This window comes from Rhizobium sp. BK060 (assembly GCF_014193145.1).
Lineage (GTDB): Bacteria > Pseudomonadota > Alphaproteobacteria > Rhizobiales > Rhizobiaceae > Rhizobium.
Map to the genome: position 1 here is coordinate 60,536 of NZ_JACHYW010000027.1, position 21,467 is coordinate 82,002.

General features: G+C 59.0%; 23 protein-coding genes and 1 pseudogene. 11 read left to right on the forward strand and 13 right to left on the reverse strand.

The features are described 5' to 3' along the window. The first annotated feature begins 301 nt into the window (after positions 1 to 301). Positions 302 to 1,096: a 3'(2'),5'-bisphosphate nucleotidase CysQ gene (cysQ, locus tag FHT71_RS24795; RefSeq protein WP_007790299.1), complete on the forward strand. Its 795-nt coding sequence runs from the start codon at positions 302 to 304 to the stop codon at positions 1,094 to 1,096. Positions 1,097 to 1,405: 309 nt separating this feature from the next. Further along, on the forward strand, positions 1,406 to 1,531 hold the full coding sequence (locus FHT71_RS32185; RefSeq protein WP_281412178.1) for a hypothetical protein: 126 nt from the start codon (positions 1,406 to 1,408) through the stop codon (positions 1,529 to 1,531). Positions 1,532 to 1,585: 54 nt separating this feature from the next. Here the strand turns inward: FHT71_RS32185 and FHT71_RS24800 are convergent, their stop codons facing one another. Next, entirely contained in the window at positions 1,586 to 2,326 is a 741-nt protein-coding gene (locus tag FHT71_RS24800; RefSeq protein WP_183722441.1) for a LuxR family transcriptional regulator, read from the reverse strand. 401 nt (positions 2,327 to 2,727) lie between these two features. Between FHT71_RS24800 and FHT71_RS24805 the strand changes: the two genes are divergently transcribed. Further along, a complete protein-coding gene (locus FHT71_RS24805; protein ID WP_007533628.1) occupies positions 2,728 to 3,003 on the forward strand; it encodes a DUF1153 domain-containing protein in 276 nt (91 codons plus the stop codon). 288 nt (positions 3,004 to 3,291) lie between these two features. After that, complete coding sequence (locus FHT71_RS24810; RefSeq protein ID WP_183722444.1) at positions 3,292 to 3,573, forward strand: GNAT family N-acetyltransferase; 282 nt, start codon at positions 3,292 to 3,294, stop codon at positions 3,571 to 3,573. A gap of 106 nt (positions 3,574 to 3,679) precedes the next feature. Here FHT71_RS24810 and FHT71_RS24815 read toward each other — a convergent pair whose 3' ends face one another. Beyond that, the gene (locus tag FHT71_RS24815; RefSeq protein ID WP_007790305.1) at positions 3,680 to 4,030 is read right to left on the reverse strand and encodes a hypothetical protein; all 351 of its coding nucleotides are present in this window, start codon (positions 4,028 to 4,030) and stop codon (positions 3,680 to 3,682) included. Between the two features lie 441 nt (positions 4,031 to 4,471). Here FHT71_RS24815 and ctrA point away from each other — a divergent pair, with 441 nt between their 5' ends. Beyond that, positions 4,472 to 5,173: a cell cycle two-component system response regulator CtrA gene (gene ctrA / locus FHT71_RS24820; protein ID WP_003542362.1), complete on the forward strand. Its 702-nt coding sequence runs from the start codon at positions 4,472 to 4,474 to the stop codon at positions 5,171 to 5,173. A gap of 136 nt (positions 5,174 to 5,309) precedes the next feature. On the opposite strand, the gene FHT71_RS24825 is transcribed toward ctrA, so the two are convergent. Further along, positions 5,310 to 5,672, reverse strand: coding sequence for a response regulator (locus FHT71_RS24825; protein ID WP_183722447.1), 363 nt, complete (start codon positions 5,670 to 5,672; stop codon positions 5,310 to 5,312). 111 nt (positions 5,673 to 5,783) lie between these two features. After that, on the reverse strand, positions 5,784 to 6,431 hold the full coding sequence (locus tag FHT71_RS24830) for a histidine phosphotransferase family protein (protein WP_007790310.1): 648 nt from the start codon (positions 6,429 to 6,431) through the stop codon (positions 5,784 to 5,786). A 188-nt stretch (positions 6,432 to 6,619) separates the two neighbouring features. Between FHT71_RS24830 and FHT71_RS24835 the strand changes: the two genes are divergently transcribed. Beyond that, on the forward strand, positions 6,620 to 7,219 hold the full coding sequence (locus tag FHT71_RS24835) for an EipA family protein (RefSeq protein ID WP_132593431.1): 600 nt from the start codon (positions 6,620 to 6,622) through the stop codon (positions 7,217 to 7,219). Positions 7,220 to 7,339: 120 nt separating this feature from the next. Beyond that, positions 7,340 to 8,500 (forward strand): hypothetical protein, encoded by a 1,161-nt coding sequence (locus FHT71_RS24840; RefSeq protein ID WP_132593429.1) that lies wholly within the window; start codon positions 7,340 to 7,342, stop codon positions 8,498 to 8,500. A 2-nt stretch (positions 8,501 to 8,502) separates the two neighbouring features. On the opposite strand, the gene FHT71_RS24845 is transcribed toward FHT71_RS24840, so the two are convergent. Then, positions 8,503 to 9,321, reverse strand: coding sequence for an RNA methyltransferase (locus FHT71_RS24845; RefSeq protein WP_183722449.1), 819 nt, complete (start codon positions 9,319 to 9,321; stop codon positions 8,503 to 8,505). A gap of 4 nt (positions 9,322 to 9,325) precedes the next feature. Then, positions 9,326 to 9,700: a hypothetical protein gene (locus FHT71_RS24850; protein ID WP_183722452.1), complete on the reverse strand. Its 375-nt coding sequence runs from the start codon at positions 9,698 to 9,700 to the stop codon at positions 9,326 to 9,328. Positions 9,701 to 9,743: 43 nt separating this feature from the next. On the opposite strand from FHT71_RS24850, the gene FHT71_RS24855 reads away from it, so the two are divergent. After that, entirely contained in the window at positions 9,744 to 10,769 is a 1,026-nt protein-coding gene (locus FHT71_RS24855) for an RluA family pseudouridine synthase (protein ID WP_132593424.1), read from the forward strand. A 168-nt stretch (positions 10,770 to 10,937) separates the two neighbouring features. Next, positions 10,938 to 11,846, forward strand: a complete 909-nt coding sequence (rpoH, locus tag FHT71_RS24860; RefSeq protein ID WP_007801234.1) for an RNA polymerase sigma factor RpoH — start codon at positions 10,938 to 10,940, stop codon at positions 11,844 to 11,846. A gap of 72 nt (positions 11,847 to 11,918) precedes the next feature. Here rpoH and FHT71_RS24865 read toward each other — a convergent pair whose 3' ends face one another. Together FHT71_RS24865 and FHT71_RS24870 are read right to left on the reverse strand one after the other, a co-directional pair. Beyond that, entirely contained in the window at positions 11,919 to 14,255 is a 2,337-nt protein-coding gene (locus FHT71_RS24865) for a hypothetical protein (RefSeq protein ID WP_132593422.1), read from the reverse strand. A gap of 60 nt (positions 14,256 to 14,315) precedes the next feature. After that, on the reverse strand, positions 14,316 to 15,614 hold the full coding sequence (locus FHT71_RS24870; protein ID WP_007801231.1) for an adenylosuccinate synthase: 1,299 nt from the start codon (positions 15,612 to 15,614) through the stop codon (positions 14,316 to 14,318). Between the two features lie 197 nt (positions 15,615 to 15,811). On the opposite strand from FHT71_RS24870, the gene FHT71_RS24875 reads away from it, so the two are divergent. Next, a complete protein-coding gene (locus FHT71_RS24875; RefSeq protein ID WP_183722454.1) occupies positions 15,812 to 16,729 on the forward strand; it encodes a DMT family transporter in 918 nt (305 codons plus the stop codon). Here the strand turns inward: FHT71_RS24875 and FHT71_RS24880 are convergent. The 5 genes from FHT71_RS24880 to ung all read right to left on the reverse strand — a co-directional run bounded on the left by FHT71_RS24880 (position 16,726) and on the right by ung (position 21,155). Beyond that, on the reverse strand, positions 16,726 to 17,571 hold the full coding sequence (locus FHT71_RS24880; protein WP_183722456.1) for a GNAT family N-acetyltransferase: 846 nt from the start codon (positions 17,569 to 17,571) through the stop codon (positions 16,726 to 16,728). The genes FHT71_RS24875 and FHT71_RS24880 overlap by 4 nt on opposite strands. 309 nt (positions 17,572 to 17,880) lie before the next feature. After that, on the reverse strand, positions 17,881 to 18,363 hold the full coding sequence (gene greA / locus FHT71_RS24885; RefSeq protein ID WP_132593416.1) for a transcription elongation factor GreA: 483 nt from the start codon (positions 18,361 to 18,363) through the stop codon (positions 17,881 to 17,883). Positions 18,364 to 18,761: 398 nt separating this feature from the next. Continuing rightward, entirely contained in the window at positions 18,762 to 19,370 is a 609-nt protein-coding gene (locus FHT71_RS24890) for an alpha/beta hydrolase (RefSeq protein ID WP_132593414.1), read from the reverse strand. Between the two features lie 11 nt (positions 19,371 to 19,381). After that, on the reverse strand, positions 19,382 to 20,314 hold the full coding sequence (locus FHT71_RS24895; RefSeq protein WP_132593412.1) for a VOC family protein: 933 nt from the start codon (positions 20,312 to 20,314) through the stop codon (positions 19,382 to 19,384). Between the two features lie 139 nt (positions 20,315 to 20,453). Further along, a complete protein-coding gene (ung, locus tag FHT71_RS24900) occupies positions 20,454 to 21,155 on the reverse strand; it encodes a uracil-DNA glycosylase (RefSeq protein WP_132593410.1) in 702 nt (233 codons plus the stop codon). 156 nt (positions 21,156 to 21,311) lie between these two features. On the opposite strand from ung, the pseudogene FHT71_RS24905 reads away from it, so the two are divergent. Further along, a pseudogene (locus tag FHT71_RS24905) lies at positions 21,312 to 21,467 on the forward strand (phosphomannomutase); the annotation flags it as partial.

A 21,467-nucleotide genomic window follows, 5' to 3' on the forward strand; every position in this document is an offset into this window, starting at 1 on the left:
GTGAAAATGACTTTTTTACGATCAAGAATTCACTTTTTTTGGCACACGGAGCCCAATAAAGCGCTTTTTGACTGCAAACGACACAGATGCCCCAAAACTCCCCCCGCGATCAGGCGCCGCAGGCTGTACACGCCGCTGGGAATTTCCGCCCCGGAAGCAATTGCTTTGCATGTGATCCGTGCCCGTACCAGGACAGGAACAGCGGACTTGCGCAGGATACGATTCCCATGGCCGGAAGAATTGCCTATATAAGGTAAGGCGCTTTACCGAGGCGCGACATGTGACATCCGGAAGGCGAGCAATGCTCGAAACATTTGAGCGCGCCGCTCTGGAAGCGGGCAAGGCAATCATGCAGGTTTACCTGGAGGGATGCCCGACGGCCAGGAAGGCAGACAACAGCCCGGTCACCATCGCGGACGAGCGGGCCGAGCGCATCATCATCGGACATCTTGAAGCAGCCTTCCCCAACACGCCAATCATTGCAGAAGAATCGGTGGCAGCTGGCAACATACCTGTGATCGGCAGATCATTCTTTCTTGTAGACCCGCTGGACGGCACTCGGGAATTTATCGACAAGCGGCCCGAATTCACCGTGAATATCGCCTACATCAGCGACCGACGCCCTCTCGCCGGGATTGTCTACGCTCCTGCCCTCGGCGTCGCCTTTGTTGGCGAAAACGACAAGGCCGAAAAGCTCCTTGTCGATGACCATTTTCAAGTGAGTCAGCGGACGGCCATCCAGGTGCGCTCGCAACCGACCGACCGGACGGCGTTGGCAAGTAGATCGCACAACAGCCCCGAGACGGACGTCTTTCTTGCGGCAAACGCAATATCGCGATGCACCAACATCGGCTCTTCACTGAAATTCTGCATGCTGGCCGAAGGTCGGGCCGACGTCTATCCGCGCTTCACGCGCACGATGGAGTGGGATACGGCGGCCGGCGATGCCGTGCTGCGCGCTGCGGGCGGCTCGACCCTGACGCTGGACGGGCTGCCGTTGACCTACGGGAAGATCTCACAGGCGCATGACAGCGACTTCGCCAACCCGAACTTCATTTCCTGGGGCAGTGCCAAATCCGCGTTGCAGCGGGCATAGCCCCGTCGAACGGCGAGTGGCGTGCGATATCGCCCGATGACGACAATTCCCTTCCCATGATCGGCGTCAATACGCCGCCGGATACCGTCAACCGCCTGACAAGTTGCTTCGGACACAAGTCTCTTTTCTCATTCAGGCCATGCGCACCAATTGAAGGTGAACAAGTCTGCCACGGCGGAAACTGGAACCCTGCTTTTTCAGACTGCATGGTCGGCCGGCGGCGTCGGCCACCGCCTGCTGATCTAAGAGACCGGTCTTTGCTTCCTACTGCTGACAGCAAGCACACTATCCTCCCCCGGACACGCTGCAGTGGTAGACGCAAACGGTACGACGGTACTTGCAGCCGCTGCCGGCCCTGCCTCGGCCGGTGCGGTACGCCATACGGCCAGCACGCTGGCGTCGCTGAATGAGGGGACTGGCGGCACTCGGGCATGAGGGCAGCCCGCAATATGAGTTCGGAACCACAAAGACCGAACTTTCGATGGACGCCTAAAGCAGTCGATAGCGGAATGCGCGGGCAATTGCCTGCATGCGATTGACCGAATCGAGCTTTCGCATGGCGCTCTTCAAGTATCCGACGACCGTATGCGCGGAGAGATCAAGAATAATCGCGATCTCTTCGCTGCTCTTTCCCGCGGCCGACCAGCGCAGGCATTCGACTTCCCGGCTGCTTAGGCTTTCCGTCGGTTGCTCCGGAGGCTTCTGCTGTCCGTATAACTCCAGGAATTCCATCCCTCGAAAAACCTGCTCCATCGCTTCCGCACGCGCGAGGCGCACGCGATCACCCGAGAACGCGAATATGTACTGCCGCAAGTGCATGTCATGCAGCGCGAACGCAAACGTGTTCTTCAGGCCATGGCCTCTGAAGCGTGTCGTCAGCCGCTGGTTTTCCTGATTTGCCGCCGCACTCTCGAACGGCGCCTTGTCGCAGAAGATCGGCATCGCCGTCTTCTTGAGGGCGGCGAGAAGCCTGCAGCAATAGAAGAGGTCAGCCTCCTCATAGAAATCGATGAGCTCTTGTGGCCAGTTGCTGACAAGATGATTGCTGGCAAAGCTGCTGCGGTCTCCACGTGGAAATTCAGCCAGCAAGTAGTGGTTGAACCCCGCCACCCTTGCCATTTCAGCGACGCAATCGTTGAAGCGTTCTGTTGACATTTTCTGCCCAGACGCGATCTGTAAAAAAACAGTATCCTCCGCGCCGTCCCGGACGGCGCGTTCTTGTCTCTTCATTTTCTTGTCCCTCGGCGGCCAACTCCGCTCACGCCCTTATCTTCCGACCCAAAAGGGGCCGCGCGGCGTCCGGGAAAAGCAAAAGACTCCGTATCAAAAGGATACGAAGCAAACAGCCTTAGTCATTCCGGACACTACAGTAAGAACGGAGACGAATTCTTGCGCTCACAACTATGTTGCGGCGCTTATAAATTGGCCATTATCAATTGCCCACCGACCATTACGCATGGCACCTATGCGCTCACCACAGATTTACGTTGGGCAAGGCTGCGTGGGCGCAAATCGCTTCTTGGAAAGCCGACGCCTAAATTTCTTATCAAAGTGTTACGATGCGCTTAGGCAATTCTTAAATGTGACAAGCTAGAGTGGCTGCCGTGGTCTTGAGTTGTGTAGAGAGTCCAATGACCGAAATGATACGTCCCCGAGTAAAATATGTCATCGGCCCCGATGGCAGCCCGCTGACGATTGCGGATTTGCCGCCGCCGAATACAAGGCGCTGGGTTATCCGCCGCAAAGCAGAGGTTGTAGCGGCAGTTCGTGGTGGCCTGTTGAGCTTGGAAGAAGCCTGCGAGCGTTACACGCTGACTGTTGAAGAGTTTCTGTCCTGGCAGTCTTCCATCAACAGCCACGGCCTTGCCGGTTTGCGCACCACGCGCATCCAGCAGTATCGCCACTGACAAGCCCTTCCTGGGCAACGAATTCTTCATTTCGGGCCGCTTGCATTTCCTGAGGGGGATAGACAAACGGCCCGAAGTCGTTGACGCAGCCAGTAGATGCCCTACTTCCGCCAGCTGCCACAAGTTTCACCGCGAGTTCCGCCCCATTGACCACTCGGCAGGAACTCGATCGGTGAGGCAACCTCCCCACCTCGTCTCATCGAACACTGTGTCCTCATCGGCCGGCTTGGCGCGGCCCAGATGACATGCCAATTTCCACCGACAGCGAAATGTTGATGAGGAATGGCAATGGACATCAAGAACGAAGAGAACCCCTCCGGCGGCCGCTATGTTGCAGAGGTGGAAGGCCACCGGGCCGAAATGACCTACTCCCGCACCTCGTCGAAGCTCGTCATTATTGACCACACCGGCGTTCCCGATGCGCTGCGCGGCAAAGGCGTTGGTCAGGCACTTGCTCTGCATGCGGTGGAGGAAGCACGCAAGGGGGGATGGAAGATCTTCCCGCTATGCCCGTTCTTCAAGGCGCAATCACAACGCCACGAGGAGTGGTGCGACGTCGTCAACGGTTAGCAGCCACACAACGCCAAAAGCCATGTATGACGGACGCGACAGCCCATCATGCATGGCTTTTTTCCGAGGCGATGCCCAAGCGCCAAACGGCGCCCGTTTCCTGCCCCTAGGCTCTTGCCCGGACTGCGCCGTCGCGCTCTTCCAGCGCGGCTGCACGTGCGTATTCCGCCTGCATCTCTTCGAGCGCCTGTTCCAGCGACTCTTCCTGCATCTTCAGTTCCTTGATCGAGACCTGAAGATTATCCGCGCGTTGGCGAGCTGCCTTCGCGAACGTCGGATAGGCGAAGTGATTCGGGTCGGAAATGCCGGACTTCTTTTCTTCGACGACGATCTGGCTCTCCAGATCTTTCGTCATCCGCTCAAATTCGGACATCATCATCTGCAATTGCTGCAGTTGGCGACGTTTTTCGTTCACCTGAAACTCCTTCAGGCGGACTAGGCTCTCACGCGACTTCATACGCATTACTCCAGTGATGCGAGACCCCTGTTCCACTTAAACCGCCCTTGCGAGCCGCTTTCACGCGGCCTGCCAAAAAAATTTCCGTCGGTATTAACAAAAACCTACCGCTGGTAACCTTTCGTTTACGGGCATCGTTAATGATAGTGCCGATGATTTAAGGGTCGGTAAACACAACTACGCGATTTCCGATACCGGTTCATTGGTGAGTCGAATGAATCGCTTACCGGCCGTTCTTAATGTAATACTTAAGAATCTGGCTTTGCGAATTCTCGTTGGAAAACAGCGGAATGGACAAAATATTTAATAAATTCGTTACCTCTTGCCAGAGGGAATCAGAATTTGTTAACCATTTCGTGGCAGCTTCCAAATCACGCAGTGACATATTCGGTATCGCGTAGGGGGCCAGACCACCTTTCGGCGGCGGTAAAGGGGATAAGAATGCGGGTACTACTCATCGAAGATGATAGCGCGACAGCGCAGAGCATCGAATTGATGCTCAAATCAGAAAGTTTTAACGTCTACACCACCGATCTCGGTGAAGAAGGCGTGGATCTCGGGAAGTTGTATGATTACGACATCATCCTTCTCGATTTGAACCTTCCCGACATGTCCGGATATGAAGTGCTCCGCACTCTCCGCCTGTCCAAGGTCAAGACACCGATCCTGATTCTGTCCGGTATGGCCGGTATTGAAGACAAGGTTCGCGGTCTCGGTTTCGGTGCCGACGACTACATGACCAAGCCGTTCCATAAGGACGAGCTGGTCGCGCGCATCCACGCGATCGTCCGTCGCTCCAAGGGTCATGCCCAGTCGGTCATCATGACCGGCGAACTGATCGTCAACCTCGACGCCAAGACCGTCGAAGTCGGTGGCCAGCGCGTGCACCTGACGGGCAAGGAATACCAGATGCTGGAGCTGCTTTCGCTTCGCAAGGGTACCACGCTCACCAAGGAAATGTTCCTGAACCACCTCTATGGCGGTATGGACGAGCCGGAACTGAAGATCATCGACGTCTTCATCTGCAAGCTGCGCAAGAAGCTCGCAAATGCTGCCGGCGGCGCGAACTACATCGAAACCGTCTGGGGCCGCGGCTACGTTCTGCGCGAGCCCGATGGCGCCGAGTACGCCGAAACCGCCTGACGTTTCATCCCCTTTGCCAAGATCAAAGAAATCCCGTCCCTTATGGCGGGATTTCTGTTTTCAATATAGCGTCTATTTTTCGACACGTAGAAAAACCGCCCGGGGGCGGCCTTGATCGGCTGACAGATGCTGGCGACTACGCGGCGATAGCGCGGCTACCGAAAACGGCCGTCAGAATCTTGCGGTCGAACGGCTTGAGCAGAAAGTCGGTAGCCCCTGCCCGCTTGCCCATCATCAGCTTCTTGAGGTCGGCCTCAACCACGCAATAGTAGATCTTGACCTCCTTGCCGCCTTCCATGCCGCGAATGGTCGAAATCAACTCGAGCGCGTTGTCCATACCGGAATCGACGATGAGGTATTCGGGGAGTTGAACCTGGCAATTGGCGAGAGCTTCGACGGCACTCGAGGCTTCACTGACCATGAAGTCGAGCTCAGAAAGGATACGCTTCCCCACTTTCCGAACGACATCCGACGAGTCGGCGATCATAAACCTCTGCACGGCGGCTCCTTCCTCCAGCTTCTATCCCGGCTGGCGTCTTACCGGCCAAGGATAGAAACATTAGGCTAAGGATTTATTACCTCGGCGAGCGAATCGCCGTCGAGGCTTCCCTCAGGCGGCGACGACGTCAGCGGTAAATGTCAGTTCTTCTGTGGTCGCATTGTGGCCGAGCTCCATGCCGCATTCGGCGGCAAGCAGCACCGTATAGTAAGGCTGGATCGAGTGGGCATCGATGGCCTCTTCGATCTCCCCTGTCGAAATCTCCACGAATTTCGGCGGCAGGCGCATGAGTTTGCCCTTCGCGACGATCTTGAATTTTGCGTCAAGCTCGGGGTTCTCAAGCGTGACTTCAATGATGCCGCCACGTGGAATCGACGAATAGGCCACCAGAAACAGATTGAGCAGCAACTTCACTCGGTTCTTGGCGATAATCGCGCGCGGACCGCTCCAGATGACCTCGGTCTTCTTCTCGGCGGCCGCGAAATCCTTCGCCGCACGTTCGGCTTCACCGGTATCGATCGAAGCCCCGACCGATCCGGAGGCACCAAAGGCAAGCCGGGCAAACTTCAGGCGGACCGAGGCGTTGAGCGCGCTTGTCCTGATAAGATCCATTGCATCGGCATCGGCGCCGCCCTCGTCCAGAAGCTCCAGACCGTTGTTGATTGCGCCGACCGGCGAGATGACGTCATGGCAGACGCGGCTGCACAAAAGCGCGGCCAGGTCGGGGCCGGTCAGGGTAAGGTTCGGGTTTTTCGACATCATCGTCTCCAGGGCGGCAGGGTCATTCCGCCGTCTATCTTGCGCATCAAAATTGCGCGAGGTTTGCGGCCGTACTCGGCGCCATAATGACACCATATTTGGTAAACCGATTGTTAAGACCATACGCGCAAAATGAATCAAACGCCGGAAACGGCTCATCGTACCGACCATGATGAACGGATGACACCATGCGCTCCCATTTCCTCGGAAGATTTTCCGCCATCTGCCGGCTCTTTGTTGCGCTGACCCTCTCGCCTCTCATCCTTGTTCCAACTCAGGCAGCGGCGCAGCAGCAATCCAACGGCGGCCAGTATTCGATGCAGGAAATCGTCGACGCCGGGCACTCGTTCTTCGGCTCGACCAGTGGCGGCCTTGCCAAGGTGATCGAAGCGGCCTTTCAGAAATACGGCCTTCCGAACGGTTACATTCTCGGCCAGGAAGGCTCCGGCGCGTTTATTGCCGGCCTCACCTATGGTGAAGGTCAGTTGAATACAAAGAATGCCGGCGAACATCCGCTCTACTGGCAGGGTCCGTCGCTCGGCATTGATTATGGTGGCCAAGGCACGCGCGTCATGATGCTCGTGTACGACCTACCCTCGACCGAGGCCATCTACGCACGCTTCGGCGGCGTCAGCGGTCAGGCCTTCGTCATCGCCGGCTTCGGCATGACGCTTCTCAAGAACGACAACGTGCTCGTGGTACCGATCCGCACCGGCGTCGGCGCGCGCCTTGGACTGAATGTCGGCTACCTCAAGGTCACGCCGAACCCGACCTGGAATCCCTTCTGATTTCCATCGACGCCAGCGAACTCTCGCTCGCCGTTACCTTTCCGCCACTTGCTCTACGCGTCAGGTCCGCTTAATCATTGGTCCTGACGCAAATCAACTTCTGGAAGCCGTGGCCACGCCGTGATCGAATATGCTCTCTTGTTCGGATTGGGCTTCCTGACAGCGGCGTTCCTCGTCTTCCTAGTGTCGCCTGCTGTCCACCGCCGCATCGTCTGGTACACGGAAAACCGGATGCGCGCGACCATGCCGCTCAGCCCGCAGGAAGTGCGCGCGCAAAAGGACATGGTCCGAGCCCTCTATGCCGCCGAGAACGCCAAGACGACACAGCACCTGGTGCGCGAACGCGAAAAGTCGCTGGCGCTGCAGTTGAAGCATGACGCGCTGGCGCTCGACGCAGGACGGTTTGCCGCCGAGATCGGCGGACTGCAGGCCCAAATCAGCGATATGAGTGTCGAAGCCGCGGAACAGCGCTCGCACCTGCGCAAGGACGAGAACTACATCAGCCAGCTGAAAACGAGCCTTCACATCGCCGAGCAGGCAAGCGCCGCCAAGGAAGGCGAGCTCGACGCCCTTCGCACGCGCCTCAACAAGCTCGCGGAGCAGGCCGACAACCTCAAGATCGACTTGGCAGCGCGCGAGACCGAAATCGAGAGCGTGACATTCAAGGCAAACGCAGCCCGCATAGAACGCGACAATCTTCGCCAGGACGTGAGCCTGCTGCAGAAGCGCGCCAAGGATGCCGAGCAGAAACTGGCGCAGCATGAACATGCGGTCATCCGCCTGGAAGACCAGGCCCAGCGGGATGCGGCTTCGGCTGCCGAGAAAAACACGCTTCTCGGCAGCCGCCAGCAGGAGATCGCCAAGCTCAAGGAACAGGTCAAGGCAGCGAATGCCGAGCTGCGCAAGGCAAACCGCGCACTGCGCAATGCAGGCCTTGCGCCCGTCGCCCAAGATGCGGTTTCAGAGGAGCGGGCAACCGAGGAAACGATGGCAACCCAACTCGACACAGCAGCGATTGCAGCCCGCCTGAGCGAAGAAGTGCGCAAGCGCAGCGCCGCCGTCTCAGAACAACTTCTGAAAGCGAAATCCGACGTCAGCCAGGACGGCGCGGTACGCGAAGAGATCGCCGGCATCGCTGCAAGCATGGTTGCACTGACCGCCATCAACGAGGGTCCCTCGTCGCCGATCCGCGACCTTCTGCCGGATGCCACCGACGCTCTGGATGGCGAGCGCATCAACCTTGCGCAACGCGCAGCGACGATCCTGTCCGAGCCGGGCTGAGATCAGATCAGGTTCGCAGCCGACGACATGGCGAAGAGAGCAATGCCCGTTGCCGTCGCCACATTCAGGCTGTCCAATCCCTCCGATTGCGGGATCCGCGCGCTCTGAAAGCCCTCCAGGACCGCGGGAGGCAAGCCCTCGCCTTCCGTGCCCACAACCAGTGCCATGCGATCCGTCGGTGGTATGGCCCGGATGTCGGTCTCGCCGCGGGGCGAAAGCGTCCAGATTGAAAAACCGTTCGCCGAAAGCCGTGTCAGCACGTCGAGCGCCGTGCCCTTCCGTTCATAGGGGACGCTAAGAACGGAGCCGACAGAAACGCGTAGCGCCTTGCGATAGAGCGGGTCACACGATGTCTCATCGAGAAAGACGGCATCCGCGTTAAAGGCAGCCGCGTTGCGGAACATCGACCCGGCATTGTCATGGTTGGAAATGCCGCAGCCGACGAGGACGAGCGAACGTTCCGGCAGTCGGTCGATAAGATCGAACTCAGCCACCTCGCGCCGACCAAGCGCCAGCACGCCACGATGCAGATGAAACCCGACGATCCGGTCCAACACCTGCGCCTCCGCGACATATATCGGCACGTCGCCCGGCAGCCTTTCGAGGATCGGAGCGACGCCATCGACGCGATTCCTGAGCAGCAGCACCTTTTCGGTCGCAAACCTGCCGCTGCGGCTCGCCTCCACGAGCATGCGAAGGACGACCGTGCCTTCGGCTATGAAGCGGTTCTGCCGGCCGGTCAGATCACGCTCACGGATATCACGAAAGTCCGCAATACGAGGATCACCTGCGCGCTCAATGGCAATGAGGCGGGACCACATCGCCCTAGCCGCCGTTGACCGTCACATCGGCAACAATGCGCCCAGACTGGATATCGACGACAAGCGACTTCATGACGCCCTCGGCACTCGCCCCGAAAAACATGATCTGGCCTCCCGACAGCGACGACGACTGGATGACAAAGCCCGGCGGCAGCGTTGCCGTCACAGAAACCGGCACACCCGCCGACATGACGGCCGCCGGCTCCTTCGCGGGCGCCCGCATCGTCTTGTAGACAACGGCGCCGAAGACAGCCATAAGGCTCACGAACATGATGATGCCTGAGACGATCTGCAGGCGGATCATCTTGCGCCGGACACGTTCCATCGCCGGATCGAGGGGCTTTTCGTCCTGATCGTCTTCTGGCTGGATATTCGTCATATGTGGCGTTCCGTTCTATAAAATAATTCGGAGAAGAAGCGTCTTGAGCGACCCCTTTAAACAAGCATCCGGCATTAGAAAAGTCCTCACCGCCGACGAGAACGCCGAAGGCCGTCTGGACGCGTGGATGACCGCACAGCTTGGCGAAGAGTTTTCGCGCAGTCGCGTGAAGGCGCTGATCAAGGAAGGCCAGGTCTCTGTGGCCGGCAAGGTCCTCGCCGATCCGCAGAAAAAGGTGCGTCCTGGCGATATCTTTGAGATAGTGCTGCCCGAGCCGGAGGATCCCACGCCCCAGGGCGAAAATATTCCGCTCGACATTCTGTACGAAGACGATGATCTCATCGTGATCTCCAAGCCCGCCGGCCTTGTGGTGCACCCGGCGGCTGGCAACTGGACGGGCACGCTCGTTAACGCGTTGATCTATCATTGCGGCGACAGTCTTTCCGGCATCGGCGGCGTCCGCCGTCCGGGCATCGTTCACCGGCTGGACAAGGATACGACGGGCGTGATGGTCGTCGCCAAGAACGACATCTCCCATCGCCACCTGTCGCTGCAGTTTGCCGATCACGGCCGGACCATGCCGCTCGAGCGCGCGTACCAGGCAATCGTCTGGGGGCGTCCTCGTACGCTGACCGGCACGATCAATGCCCCGCTCGGCCGAGCCGTCGGCGATCGTACGCGCCGAGCCGTCAAACGGGCCGAGACGCAGGATGCCGACGAAGCAATCACGCACTACGAAGTTCTCGAGCGCTTCCACGAGAACCCCGACGCGACGTCGCTCGCCTCGCTCGTCGAGTGCCACCTCGAGACCGGCCGCACCCATCAGATCCGCGTGCACATGGCGCATATCGGCCACCCGCTGCTCGGCGACACCGTCTACGGAGCAGGTTTCAAGACAAAGGCAAATCTCCTTCCGGATGCCGCCAGGAAGACCGTGAACGCCTTCGCAAGACAGGCGCTTCACGCCTATATGCTGCAATTCGAGCATCCGCGCACCGGCGAAGTCATGCACTTCGAAGTACCGCTGCCCGAGGACATGGAAGAGTTGGCAAGCGCACTCCGCGCCTAGCCAAAGTAACGCCTTCGTGAACCGGTGTGCAGCCTTGAACCCCTGTTCCGCCATACTTATCTGTACATTGACTTAGTGCGGGCTTGGATAAAGCCGCACGTCCCGGTTCGCCTTTCGACGCAGGGGCGCGTTCCATCGGGAACCGGAATTCAGATAGGAGGGTGCTTTATGGCCCGAAATAACTTGCCGTCCATTACCGCCGGCGAAGCCGGTCTCAATCGCTATCTCGACGAAATCCGCAAGTTCCCGATGCTGGAGCCGCAGCAGGAATATATGCTGGCGAAGCGCTATGCGGAACATGGCGATCGCGAAGCCGCACACAAGCTCGTCACCAGTCACCTGCGCCTCGTTGCGAAGATCGCAATGGGCTATCGTGGTTACGGCTTGCCGATCGGCGAAGTCGTCTCCGAAGGCAACGTCGGCCTCATGCAGGCCGTCAAGAAGTTCGATCCGGAACGCGGTTTCCGTCTTGCCACCTATGCCATGTGGTGGATCAAGGCCTCGATCCAGGAATACATCCTGCGTTCTTGGTCTCTGGTGAAGATGGGTACGACCGCCAACCAGAAGCGGCTGTTCTTCAACCTGCGTCGCCTCAAGGGCCGAATCCAGGCCATTGACGACGGCGACCTGAAGCCGGAACACGTCGCTGAGATCGCCACCAAGCTGAACGTCTCCGAGGAGGAGGTCGTTTCGATGAACCGCCGCCTGTCAGGCGACGCGTCGCTGAACGCACCGATAAAAGCCTCGGAAGGCGAATCCGGCCAATGGCAGGATTGGCTCGTCGACGACCATGAGAGCCAGGAAGATGTTCTGATCGAGCAGGACGAACTCGACACGCGCCGCCACATGCTGGCGAAGGCGATGAGCGTTCTGAACGACCGTGAACGCCGCATCTTCGAGGCACGCCGTCTTTCTGAAGATCCGGTAACCCTCGAGGATCTCTCGGCCGAGTTCGACATCAGCCGCGAACGCGTTCGTCAGATCGAGGTCCGCGCCTTCGAAAAGGTCCAGGATGCTGTCCGCAAGGAGGCTCTCGAACGCGCCAAGGCCGTTCGGGTCGTCGAAGCCACGGCCTAAGGCACAAATTCTCTTCAAATGAAAAGGGCGGGACCAGATGGTTCCGCCCTTTCTTTTTGTCTCAACCGGCAATCACTGGCTGGTCGATACGTCGCCGAAAGCAGCCCATTCCTTGATCGCGGCGTTGAACGCTTCCCCGCCGGTCGAACCCTTCTGCATCGTCAGAAGCGCACGGCGACCGTTGCGATAGGTGATCGGGATATCGATCCAGTCGCGGCTTGAAAGGAGATCGAGATTCGCCTTGCGCGCATCCGGATAATCGTTGAGTGCGATCATGTGGAAATCGTCGGTGATCTTTGCAGGAACGGCAATCAGGGCGTCGCCACGATCCTGCTCGGTTCGCTTCATCGAAATGCGCTGGACGCTCTCGATGGCGCCGCCTTCAAAATTCGGCGGCAGCGAGAAGACCACCTCGACGATGTGGCTCGCCGGCAGCGACGGGTCGGAATTGCGCTTGAAGGTCAGTTGCGCCGACAGGTTCCGTTCAGGAACTGTTACTGTCGCCTGTACCGTCGCTTCCTGCCTGCCGTCCGAGCCGGCCTCGTGCTGGAGGCTCCAGACGACCGAGCCCTGGATGGCCGTCGGTGAACTCTGGCCGATCCGCTCCTCGTACAAGAACATCTTCTCGGTGGAACCGAGCGGCGCGGCTTGCGTGGCTCCGGCCGCCGGCGGCGGCGCAGCTGGCGCGGTCACAGCCGGGGCACCTGTCGCAGGCGTTGACGCCGCTGGCGGCGTGGTATCAGCCGCAGCAACGTTCTGTTCGGCCACCGACTTTCCTTCCGCCGTCGGCGTTCCCGGGACCGTGGCCGGGCCGCTGTCGACCTCTGTACCATCGGCAAGAAGCCGCTGGTTGAACTTGTTATTGACGGAAGCGCCGTCATTCAAGGAAGCAACTTCCTTTTTAGCATCAGTCGGCTTTGCGTCACTGGTCTGCGGCGTTGCCGCATCGGGCTTGGCAGGCGTCTGCTCGTTCTTCGCGCTCTGCGAGGGAGCGGCGCTGACGAGGTTCTTCACCATTGACGACAGCGCGTCCTGATTGGTCCAGGCGGCATATCCGCCGCCACCCACCACGCCCAGCGCAACGAGAATCGTCACGATGGAACCGATGCCAAACCGACGGCGCTTCGGCTCCATCCGGAAATTCTTGCCTTGGAATTTCGCGGCAACGGCACTGTCGAGATCGGCTGCGCCATCGTCATCCTCGGCAACGACGCCACGGTTGTCGTATCCGCGAAGCGGCTTGGCCTCCTGCCAGGCCGGATTGGTTTCCGAAGCGGATTTTGCTGCCGGCGTACCATGAATCTCCGAAAAGAGATCGCCGTCATCGAAATGGGCGTTGACCTGAACCTTCTTGCCGTTTTCAATCGGCGGCAGATCGTCGAAGGCCGCAGCCTCCCAGGAAAAGCCCTCGTTCGCGGCGGGCATCTTCACGCCGCCTGGCGTATGGTCGATCCCTGCGATGACGTCTTCAAACGCGCGTGCCGCTTCATTTGCGGGAGCAACAGGCGCAGCTTCCGAAAACTGCCTGAGTTCTTCAAGCGCCCAATCCGTCTGCGCATCCTTGGCCGGCGGCGCGGGCGTTTCCTCTACGGGCTCAGCCCACACCGGATCGAAATGCCCGGCGGCATCCGCGTGGAGCGGCTCCTCCTGACTGCGATCCACGAATTCTTCCGGCGGACGATCCAGCCCAAGGACCGGTTCAACCAGACGGTTGGTCATATCGTAGTCGCGTGCAATCGGCTGCAGCGCCGGTTCCTCGTAGGTCGGCTCGCTCGGTTCGACAAGCGGCTCCTCGGGCGCAGAAACGTGTTCCTCGTGACCGTGCTGATCCTCGTGGACAACCTCTTCGGAAGGAGCAGCATGCCCGTGTTCGACAGGCTCGGCTTCGCCGACAGGAGCCGGCGGCTCTTCATACGCCCAATGTTCCTCCTGCTGGGCGATATGTTCCGGCTCAGCAGCGACAGGCTCCTCGTCAGAAGGCGCAGGCTCTTCGTGATAAGGAACTGGCTCTTCGTGGGCAGGCGCAGATTCTTCGGCTGCCACGTGATCTTCGTGGGCCGGCGTCTCATGCGCTGGCACTTCGCCTCCGGCTTCGCTCGCAAGCGGTTCGGGAGCGACTGCTTCCTGCTCATGGCCTGCATCGGCGCTTGCCCCGACTGCAGGCTCGGCCGCGAGCGCAGCATCATCGGCAGGAACGGCTTCGGCATGTTCCGCTTCGACTTCGCGAATTGCTGCCTCCAGCTTGTCAAGCTGCCGTTGCAACATCGCTTCCGGAGGGCGCGGCTTCATACTCTCGAGCTGCCGCTGCACAGCACCGCGAGCGCGCTCGTAGACTTTCACCCGCATCTCGGGAGTATTTTCAGACAGGCCGTCAACCGCCCGCCGGATAACTGCGATAAAATCCGCCATTCGTACTTTCTCTAGGAGTGCGGTTCGCGCCGCGAGCCGCACGAATAATGACCCGAGACCTTAATCCTCAAACGGATCGGTCACAAGTATCGTGTCGTCTCGCTCAGGACTTGTAGACAGGAGAGCGACGGGCGCCCCGATCAACTCTTCGACCTGGCGGACATACTTGATTGCCTGGGCCGGCAGATCGGCCCAGCTGCGGGCGCCGACCGTCGATTCCTTCCAGCCTTCAAGCGTGACGTAGACCGGTTCGACGCGAGCCTGCGCACCCTGGCTGGCGGGAAGATGATCGATCTGCTCGCCGTCCAGCTTGTAGCCGACGCAGATCTTCAGTTCTTCCAGGCCGTCGAGAACATCGAGCTTGGTCAGCGCGATCCCGGTAATACCGTTGGTTGCAACCGACTGGCGGACGAGCGCCGCATCGAACCAGCCACAACGACGCTTACGGCCGGTTACGGTGCCGAATTCGTGGCCCTTTTCGCCGAGGAACTGGCCAATGTCGTCATGCAGCTCCGTCGGGAACGGACCCTCACCAACGCGCGTCGTATAGGCCTTGGTGATGCCGAGGATGTAGCCGAGCGATCCCGGCCCCATGCCCGAACCGGCAGCAGCCTGACCGGCAACGGTGTTTGACGACGTCACGAACGGATAGGTGCCGTGGTCGATGTCGAGCAGGCTTCCCTGCGCGCCTTCGAAGAGGATGCGGGCGCCCTTGCGGCGTTCCTTGTCGAGGAAAAGCCAGACGGTATCGCGGTAGGGAAGTACCCGATCGGCAATCGACGTCAGTTCAGTCATGATCGTGTCGTGGCTGACCTCGGCGACGCCAAGGCCGCGGCGCAGCGCATTGTGATGCGTCAAGATGCGGTCGACCTTGCCCGGCAGCGTATCGAGATCGGCGAGATCCATCACGCGGATGGCGCGACGGCCAACCTTGTCTTCATAGGCCGGACCGATACCGCGGCGCGTGGTGCCAATCTTCGTGCCGCTATTGGAGGCTGCATCTTCGCGGTAGGCATCGAGCTCGCGGTGCAGGGAAAGAATGAGCGTCGCGTTGTCGGCGATGCGCAGGTTCTCGGGAGAAATCTTCACGCCCTGCTTTTCCAGCTTCTCGATCTCGGCAATCAGCGCATGCGGATCGACGACGACGCCGTTGCCGATTACGGCCATTTTGCCGGGACGCACGACGCCGGATGGCAAGAGCGACAGCTTGTAACTGGTCCCGTCGATAACCAGCGTATGGCCTGCATTGTGTCCGCCCTGATAGCGCACAACGATGTCCGCACGTTCTGAAAGCCAATCGACAATCTTGCCTTTGCCTTCGTCACCCCATTGCGAACCGACCACGACTACGTTCGTCATCCACGTCTTCCTGTTAAAGGCGGATTTAACCGCACCCTTCTCAAACCCGCGCATCTATAATGCTTTGTTACCGGGAAAGCGACCCTGTTATGCCGCCGGAATCGGCTTTTTACGTGACAAATCAGCCATCATCGGGCTATTGGCCGATCATACCCTGAGGTTGAGAACCACATCGCCGTCATCGGAAAGAATCGCCTGTGCAGGTCGCCGCTTATATTTCTCTCGTCGTCGCAGCGCTGTGCTGGGGCGCAAACGCGGTGGCGGGCAAGCTCGCGCTTGGGCACGTCAGCCCAATGATGCTGACGTTTCTGCGCTGGTTCCTTGCAACAGCACTCATCGCCGCCGTTTCGGCACCGCAATTGAAGCGCGACTGGCCGATCGTCCGCAAGAATCTGCCGCTGCTTTTCTTTTACGGCGTCATCGGCTACACGCTCTTCAACGCCATGCTTTACTCGGCCGTCAAATATACGACCGTGATCAATGTTGCGATCGAGCAGGCCGGCATTCCGATGCTGATCTTCTTGCTGAATTTCGTCTTCTTCCGCACAGGCGTCTCTACGGCACAAGTCGTCGGCTTCGCCATGACACTCGGCGGCGTCGCGTTGACCGCCGCGCATGGCGACCTGACGACTCTGCTGCAACTGGGCCTCAACCGCGGCGATGGGCTCATGCTGATCGCTGTCGCCGCCTATTCGGTCTATACAATTTTCTTGCGCTGGAAGCCGCCGCTCGATTGGCGCACGCTGATGGCCATCCCCGCGCTCGGCGCGACGCTGACCGCAGTGCCACTTCTCATTTGGGAAAACACACAGGGTGCGGTACAGCTACCTGATAACAAGGGCTGGCTGATTGCCTTCTACACGGCGATCTTCGCCTCCTTGCTTGCGCAGATTCTTTATATCAAGGGCGTCGAAACAATCGGCGCAAATCGCGCCGGGCTCTTCATCAACCTCGTGCCGGTCTTCGGAACGCTGTTGTCGGTGGCCCTGCTTGGCGAGCGCCTTCAGCTTTTCCATGTGATTGCACTTGGGCTCGCCTTGGGGGGCATCGCCATCGCCGAGAAAGGTCGCCCCCAGAGAGCTGCCTCGACCGCTCCTGCCTCGCCTATGGACTAGCCAAGTTCCAGCGTCGTGACGCCGAAGACGTTCTTCAGTGGAACGACCGGCGCTGTTCCCCGATACATCCGAGCGGTTTCAAAGACCGGCACCAAGCCCACGCTCTCGGCAAGCTCGACCGCCTCGCCGTTGCTGGTCGGAATATCGATGACGACCTTCGCTCCCTTGGCATGAGGCGCCAGCAGCGAAAGCAACGCTGCAGCGCTATCCTTGTCGGCCGCAAACAGCGGCCCGATCTTGTAGCCTTCATAGCAACGACGGATGGTTCCGTAGCCGCGAATCTTGCCACTCTTGCGCACGACGGCAGAGTGCCGGTCCTTGCGCGTTGCACACCACGACGCCACAAACGACGGCCGCGGAGCCGGAAAGATCGTCGCGTCATAGCGCAGCAATCCGTCAAGCTTGTCCGATACGGCATGTGCCACCAGCGTTGATTCCGGCACGGCAGAAATCATGCCGCCATACCGAACCGTCCGATAGGCCTCTTCGAAGCCCGCCTTGCGGTAATTGTCCTGTTGCGCGGGGACACCGTCCAGGCCAATGCTGCGACCTTCCGCAGACATCATCCCGACATTCCAGATGGTCTTGCCGTAGCCCTTACCCCTAAAATCCGGATGGACGATATAAAGCCCAAGGAAGGCGAAATCCTCGCCGTACTTGACGACAGAAATCGAGGCGACCGGCACCTCCCCGAGCACGCCAACAAAAAATCCGGACGGGTCCGCATCGTGGAACGCGATCGAATCGTCGAGGCCGGGATTCCATCCCTCCTGACGTGCCCACTCGAGCACTAGCTCTAACTCACCGGGTCGCATCGGGCGAACGGCAAACTCCGAATTCATACAACGTCCCTAAATCAGATCGACCGCAAGCAAGCACCTGCGAAACAAATAAAGATCAAAGTCCAACAGCCGTAAAGACAGCCGACGGCGAAGAAACATGTTCACGGCTAAGGCGATCTGCAGCGATCGTCATGAAGCACGACCCGAAATTCTTCGCATCGCAATCATCATGGAACAGGGAGATTACAATCTCAAGATAATTACTTAAGAGAACATGAAGACGCGGTCGGCTTCAGAATTGGAGGACCATAGCCTGTTCGAAAAGCCTTGTAAGGCCGTCGCATTCGCAGCATGCCAAAATGAAGACACCTACGAGATGGCGATGACCTCAAGCTCTTGACCACCGACACTGACCACATCTCCAACGGTTTTGCCGATGAGAGTTCTTGCCACCGGCGATACGAAGGAAATCGATCCGGCTTTGGGATCAGCTTCGTCCTCTCCCACGACCCGATATGTCTGCACGCGCCCGTCGTCTCGGCTGAAGGTCACGGTGCTTCCAAAGGCAACGGTATCAAATGAAATCGGATCAGGGATAACCTGCGCCGTGCGGGCCCGTGCAGCAAAGTAGCGTAGATCCCGCAACGGGTTCGCGGCCTGCCGCCGTCGTTCATTCACGTCTTCGATTGTGCTCGCAACATCATAGGCCTCGCGAGCTTGCTGCAGCTGCAATTCCAGAGCCTTCAATCCCGCTTCCGTAACGAGGTTCGGATGCGGCGAAATTGGACGGTCAGGCAAAAGCGTTTCTGAAGCAGCTTCGGCACTTTCTTCTTTGACGAAGGCAACACTCAATTTCGAAACTCCGCTTGAGTACTCTCTGTTGTCTCGCAGCACATGCGATGGGTGCGGATTGATCGGAACCGCGCGTACCCAGCAATAGCCCGGCGACACCGACCCGTTGGTGCCGCCGCAATCGACTTTATACCATCTCTTCCAATGGTCACAGCGGGCCACCAGAACGAGCCGCTTGAACCGACGATTGCCGCAAAACGCCTTGCCCGTTTCGGCGAATGCGACCCATTGCCCTACCAAATATCCCCGCCCGCTCCGCCTGAACCAGAATCATATTCCCATTCATTGCTGCGGAACAACGCAGACGCTTCACAACCAGAGACAAGCCTATTGGATTATCCCCCTCCGCATTCGAATGAGGTCTGTCGGATGGCCGAGGGCCATCCGACAAGAGCCACCTAGCGATATGGCTCGAAGAACCTGTGAATGGCGTCGATTTCGTTCTGCCGGATATCGTGCCCGCCTGCATGCCATTCCGTCGTGACAGAAGCATTCTGTGCTCCGAAATAGTCGGCCAAGGCCCTCGTGACGGGCGCAGGGCTGATCGGGTCGCGCTCACCGGCGGTGATCAATATCTTGCGTCCAGCCAGTGCGGCGTTCGCCTTCGGCTGAAACGGGATCAGCGGATGCATCAGCACCGACGCATCGAACAGTCCCTTATCGATCAACACGTTGGCAAGAATATTTGCCCCGTTCGAGAAGCCAAGTCCGAGGATATCAGTCGCCTCATGTTCTTTCGCCAGCGTTCCGACAAAAGCGACCATCTTCTCCGTTGCGCGGGCAAGGTCCGTCATGTCGTAGACGCCCTCGCCAGTGCGTTTGAAGAAACGTGCCGCACCAAACTCCGAGACGTCGCCGCGCGGCGAGACGATCGTCGATTCCGGCAGCAGGCGCCGCGCGAAATCGAAGAACTGGTTTTCGTCGCCGCCCGTTCCGTGCAATACGAACAGGATGGGCTTTCCAGGTGCACCGACCTGCAGCCGGTGCACATAGCTGTTATCGGTCATCGCGCGTCCCCTTAGGCTTCAAGTGGCTGCAGGTGCTGCTCGATGAGAGCGCGCAGGTGCTGATGCTGCTGTGGCAGCTTCAATGCTTCGCCAAGATGCGCAGTGTCCTCGTCACGGTTGAAACCGGGCTCGTTGGTCGCAATCTCGAACAGGATGCCGCCCGGCGTACGGAAGTAGATCGCCCAGAAATAGTCGCGATCGATGACGGGCGTCACCTGATAGCCAGTGTCCATCAGAGCCTTGCGTACTTCGAGCTGCTTCTCGCGGTTTTCTACGGCGAAGGCGACATGGTGGACTGAACCGGCACCCGGCAAAGCGCGTGAAACGTTCGGCATCATTTCAAGATCGACGAGATGCGCGCCATTTCCACCCGGAATGGTCAGGCGCTTGACGCCATCGCCTTCTTCCTGGACTTCGTAGCCCATGAACTTCAGCAGTTCCGACGTGGCACCGTCATCGCGTAATCGCATGGCAACCGAGTGGAACCCGCGGATCGCATGATCCTCGCTGATGCCGCCGTGCGTCCAGGGCAGCCGATTGTCATCCTTGACCTCGACAAGAGCAAAACCGTCGCCATCGGGACCGGCAAAGTTCAGGCGCTTTTCACCGAACGTTTCCTCGGTTTTCAGACCGGTGACCTCAAGTTTGTTCAGGCGATCGTTCCAGAAGCCGATCGAGCCCTGCGGGACCGAGAAAACCGTGGTTCCGACTTCGCCGGTTCCAGGGCGACCCTTCGGCATCTTCGGAAACGGGAAGTAGGTCATGATCGTGCCGGGCGCACCGGTCTCGTCACCATAATAGAGGTGATAGACGTCGGGCGCGTCGAAATTCACGGTCTTCTTTACGCGGCGCAGGCCGAGCGCGTTGGTGAAGAACTGGTTGTTAATGCGGGCATCCTCCGCCATCGATGTGACGTGGTGCAGGCCCTTGATTTGGTCGAGCATTTGAGACCCCTTTCTTGCCCGCCTCGCGGGCTTCGGATGGGGTATAGATGATCGCTAACGGCCAATCGGAATAGTCCCGTCGATCGGAACGCATTGTCTCTTTTTAGTGAACGACAAAATGAAATCGTTCAGAAAGAGCCTAGACATCATGTGGAGCCGCAGGCAGCTGCCAGTCGATCGGCGGCCGGCCGCGTGCTTGTAAAAAGGCATTAGCCTTGGAAAAATGGCCGCAACCAAAGAACCCGTTATGCGCGGAAAGCGGCGATGGATGCGGCGCTTTCAACACCAGATGACGTGACGTGTCGACGAAGGCGGCTTTGCGCTGGGCATAGGAGCCCCAGAGCATGAAGACGACGGCATCACATTCATCATTGACCTTGCGGATGACAGCGTCGGTGAAGCGCTCCCAGCCCTTGCCCTGGTGCGACGCAGCCTGCGCCTCCTCAACTGTCAGCACACTGTTCAGCAACAGGACGCCTTGGCGCGCCCAATGCTCCAGGAATCCGTGCCGAGCCGGCGGAATGCCCAGATCGCTCTGCATTTCCTTGTAGATATTGACGAGCGACGGTGGGATTCGAACGCCCGGTCGAACGCTGAAACAAAGACCATGCGCCTGGCCGAGCCCGTGATAGGGATCCTGCCCCAAGACAACAACCTTGACGTCCGCCAGTGGCGTCAGATCAAGAGCGCGGAAGTACTCCGATCCTTTGGGAAATATCCGCTTGCCTCCCTGTTTCTGGGCGACGAGGAATGCCTTGAGCTGCTGCATGTAAGGACTAGCGAATTCGCCGTCGAGAGCCTCCCTCCAGCTTTCCTCCAACGCAATCGACTGTTCATTCATGGACGGTCCCTCGTCCGCTTGGATGCGCTTTCAGCTTGCCTCGAAGCGGGAATTGGCAGACATTTTATTGTTCGCCGGGGTTCACTATTTACGAACGCTGAGTAGATTGCGGTCGAATCGCTGGCGAATTCAAGCGCATTCGGGGGCTTATTCAGGATGAAATTCGGAACGAGTGGGCTTCGCGGCCTGTCTGTCGACCTCAAGGGGCAAGCTTCGGCGCTCTATGCCACCGCCTTCGGTCGCTATCTGCTCGACAGTGGAATGGCGCGCCACGGCGATGCTCTGCTGATCGGCCAGGACTTCAGGGATTCC

Coding starts and splice junctions, on each gene's coding strand:
- cysQ (WP_007790299.1), top strand. CDS start 302: ATGCTCGAAACATTTGAGCGCGCCGCTCTGGAAGCGGGCAAGGCAATC.
- FHT71_RS24800 (WP_183722441.1), bottom strand. CDS start 2,326: ATGAAGAGACAAGAACGCGCCGTCCGGGACGGCGCGGAGGATACTGTT.
- FHT71_RS24805 (WP_007533628.1), top strand. CDS start 2,728: ATGACCGAAATGATACGTCCCCGAGTAAAATATGTCATCGGCCCCGAT.
- FHT71_RS24810 (WP_183722444.1), top strand. CDS start 3,292: ATGGACATCAAGAACGAAGAGAACCCCTCCGGCGGCCGCTATGTTGCA.
- FHT71_RS24815 (WP_007790305.1), bottom strand. CDS start 4,030: ATGAAGTCGCGTGAGAGCCTAGTCCGCCTGAAGGAGTTTCAGGTGAAC.
- ctrA (WP_003542362.1), top strand. CDS start 4,472: ATGCGGGTACTACTCATCGAAGATGATAGCGCGACAGCGCAGAGCATC.
- FHT71_RS24830 (WP_007790310.1), bottom strand. CDS start 6,431: ATGTCGAAAAACCCGAACCTTACCCTGACCGGCCCCGACCTGGCCGCG.
- FHT71_RS24835 (WP_132593431.1), top strand. CDS start 6,620: ATGCGCTCCCATTTCCTCGGAAGATTTTCCGCCATCTGCCGGCTCTTT.
- FHT71_RS24845 (WP_183722449.1), bottom strand. CDS start 9,321: ATGTGGTCCCGCCTCATTGCCATTGAGCGCGCAGGTGATCCTCGTATT.
- FHT71_RS24850 (WP_183722452.1), bottom strand. CDS start 9,700: ATGACGAATATCCAGCCAGAAGACGATCAGGACGAAAAGCCCCTCGAT.
- rpoH (WP_007801234.1), top strand. CDS start 10,938: ATGGCCCGAAATAACTTGCCGTCCATTACCGCCGGCGAAGCCGGTCTC.
- FHT71_RS24865 (WP_132593422.1), bottom strand. CDS start 14,255: ATGGCGGATTTTATCGCAGTTATCCGGCGGGCGGTTGACGGCCTGTCT.
- FHT71_RS24870 (WP_007801231.1), bottom strand. CDS start 15,614: ATGACGAACGTAGTCGTGGTCGGTTCGCAATGGGGTGACGAAGGCAAA.
- FHT71_RS24880 (WP_183722456.1), bottom strand. CDS start 17,571: ATGAATTCGGAGTTTGCCGTTCGCCCGATGCGACCCGGTGAGTTAGAG.
- FHT71_RS24890 (WP_132593414.1), bottom strand. CDS start 19,370: ATGACCGATAACAGCTATGTGCACCGGCTGCAGGTCGGTGCACCTGGA.
- FHT71_RS24895 (WP_132593412.1), bottom strand. CDS start 20,314: ATGCTCGACCAAATCAAGGGCCTGCACCACGTCACATCGATGGCGGAG.
- ung (WP_132593410.1), bottom strand. CDS start 21,155: ATGAATGAACAGTCGATTGCGTTGGAGGAAAGCTGGAGGGAGGCTCTC.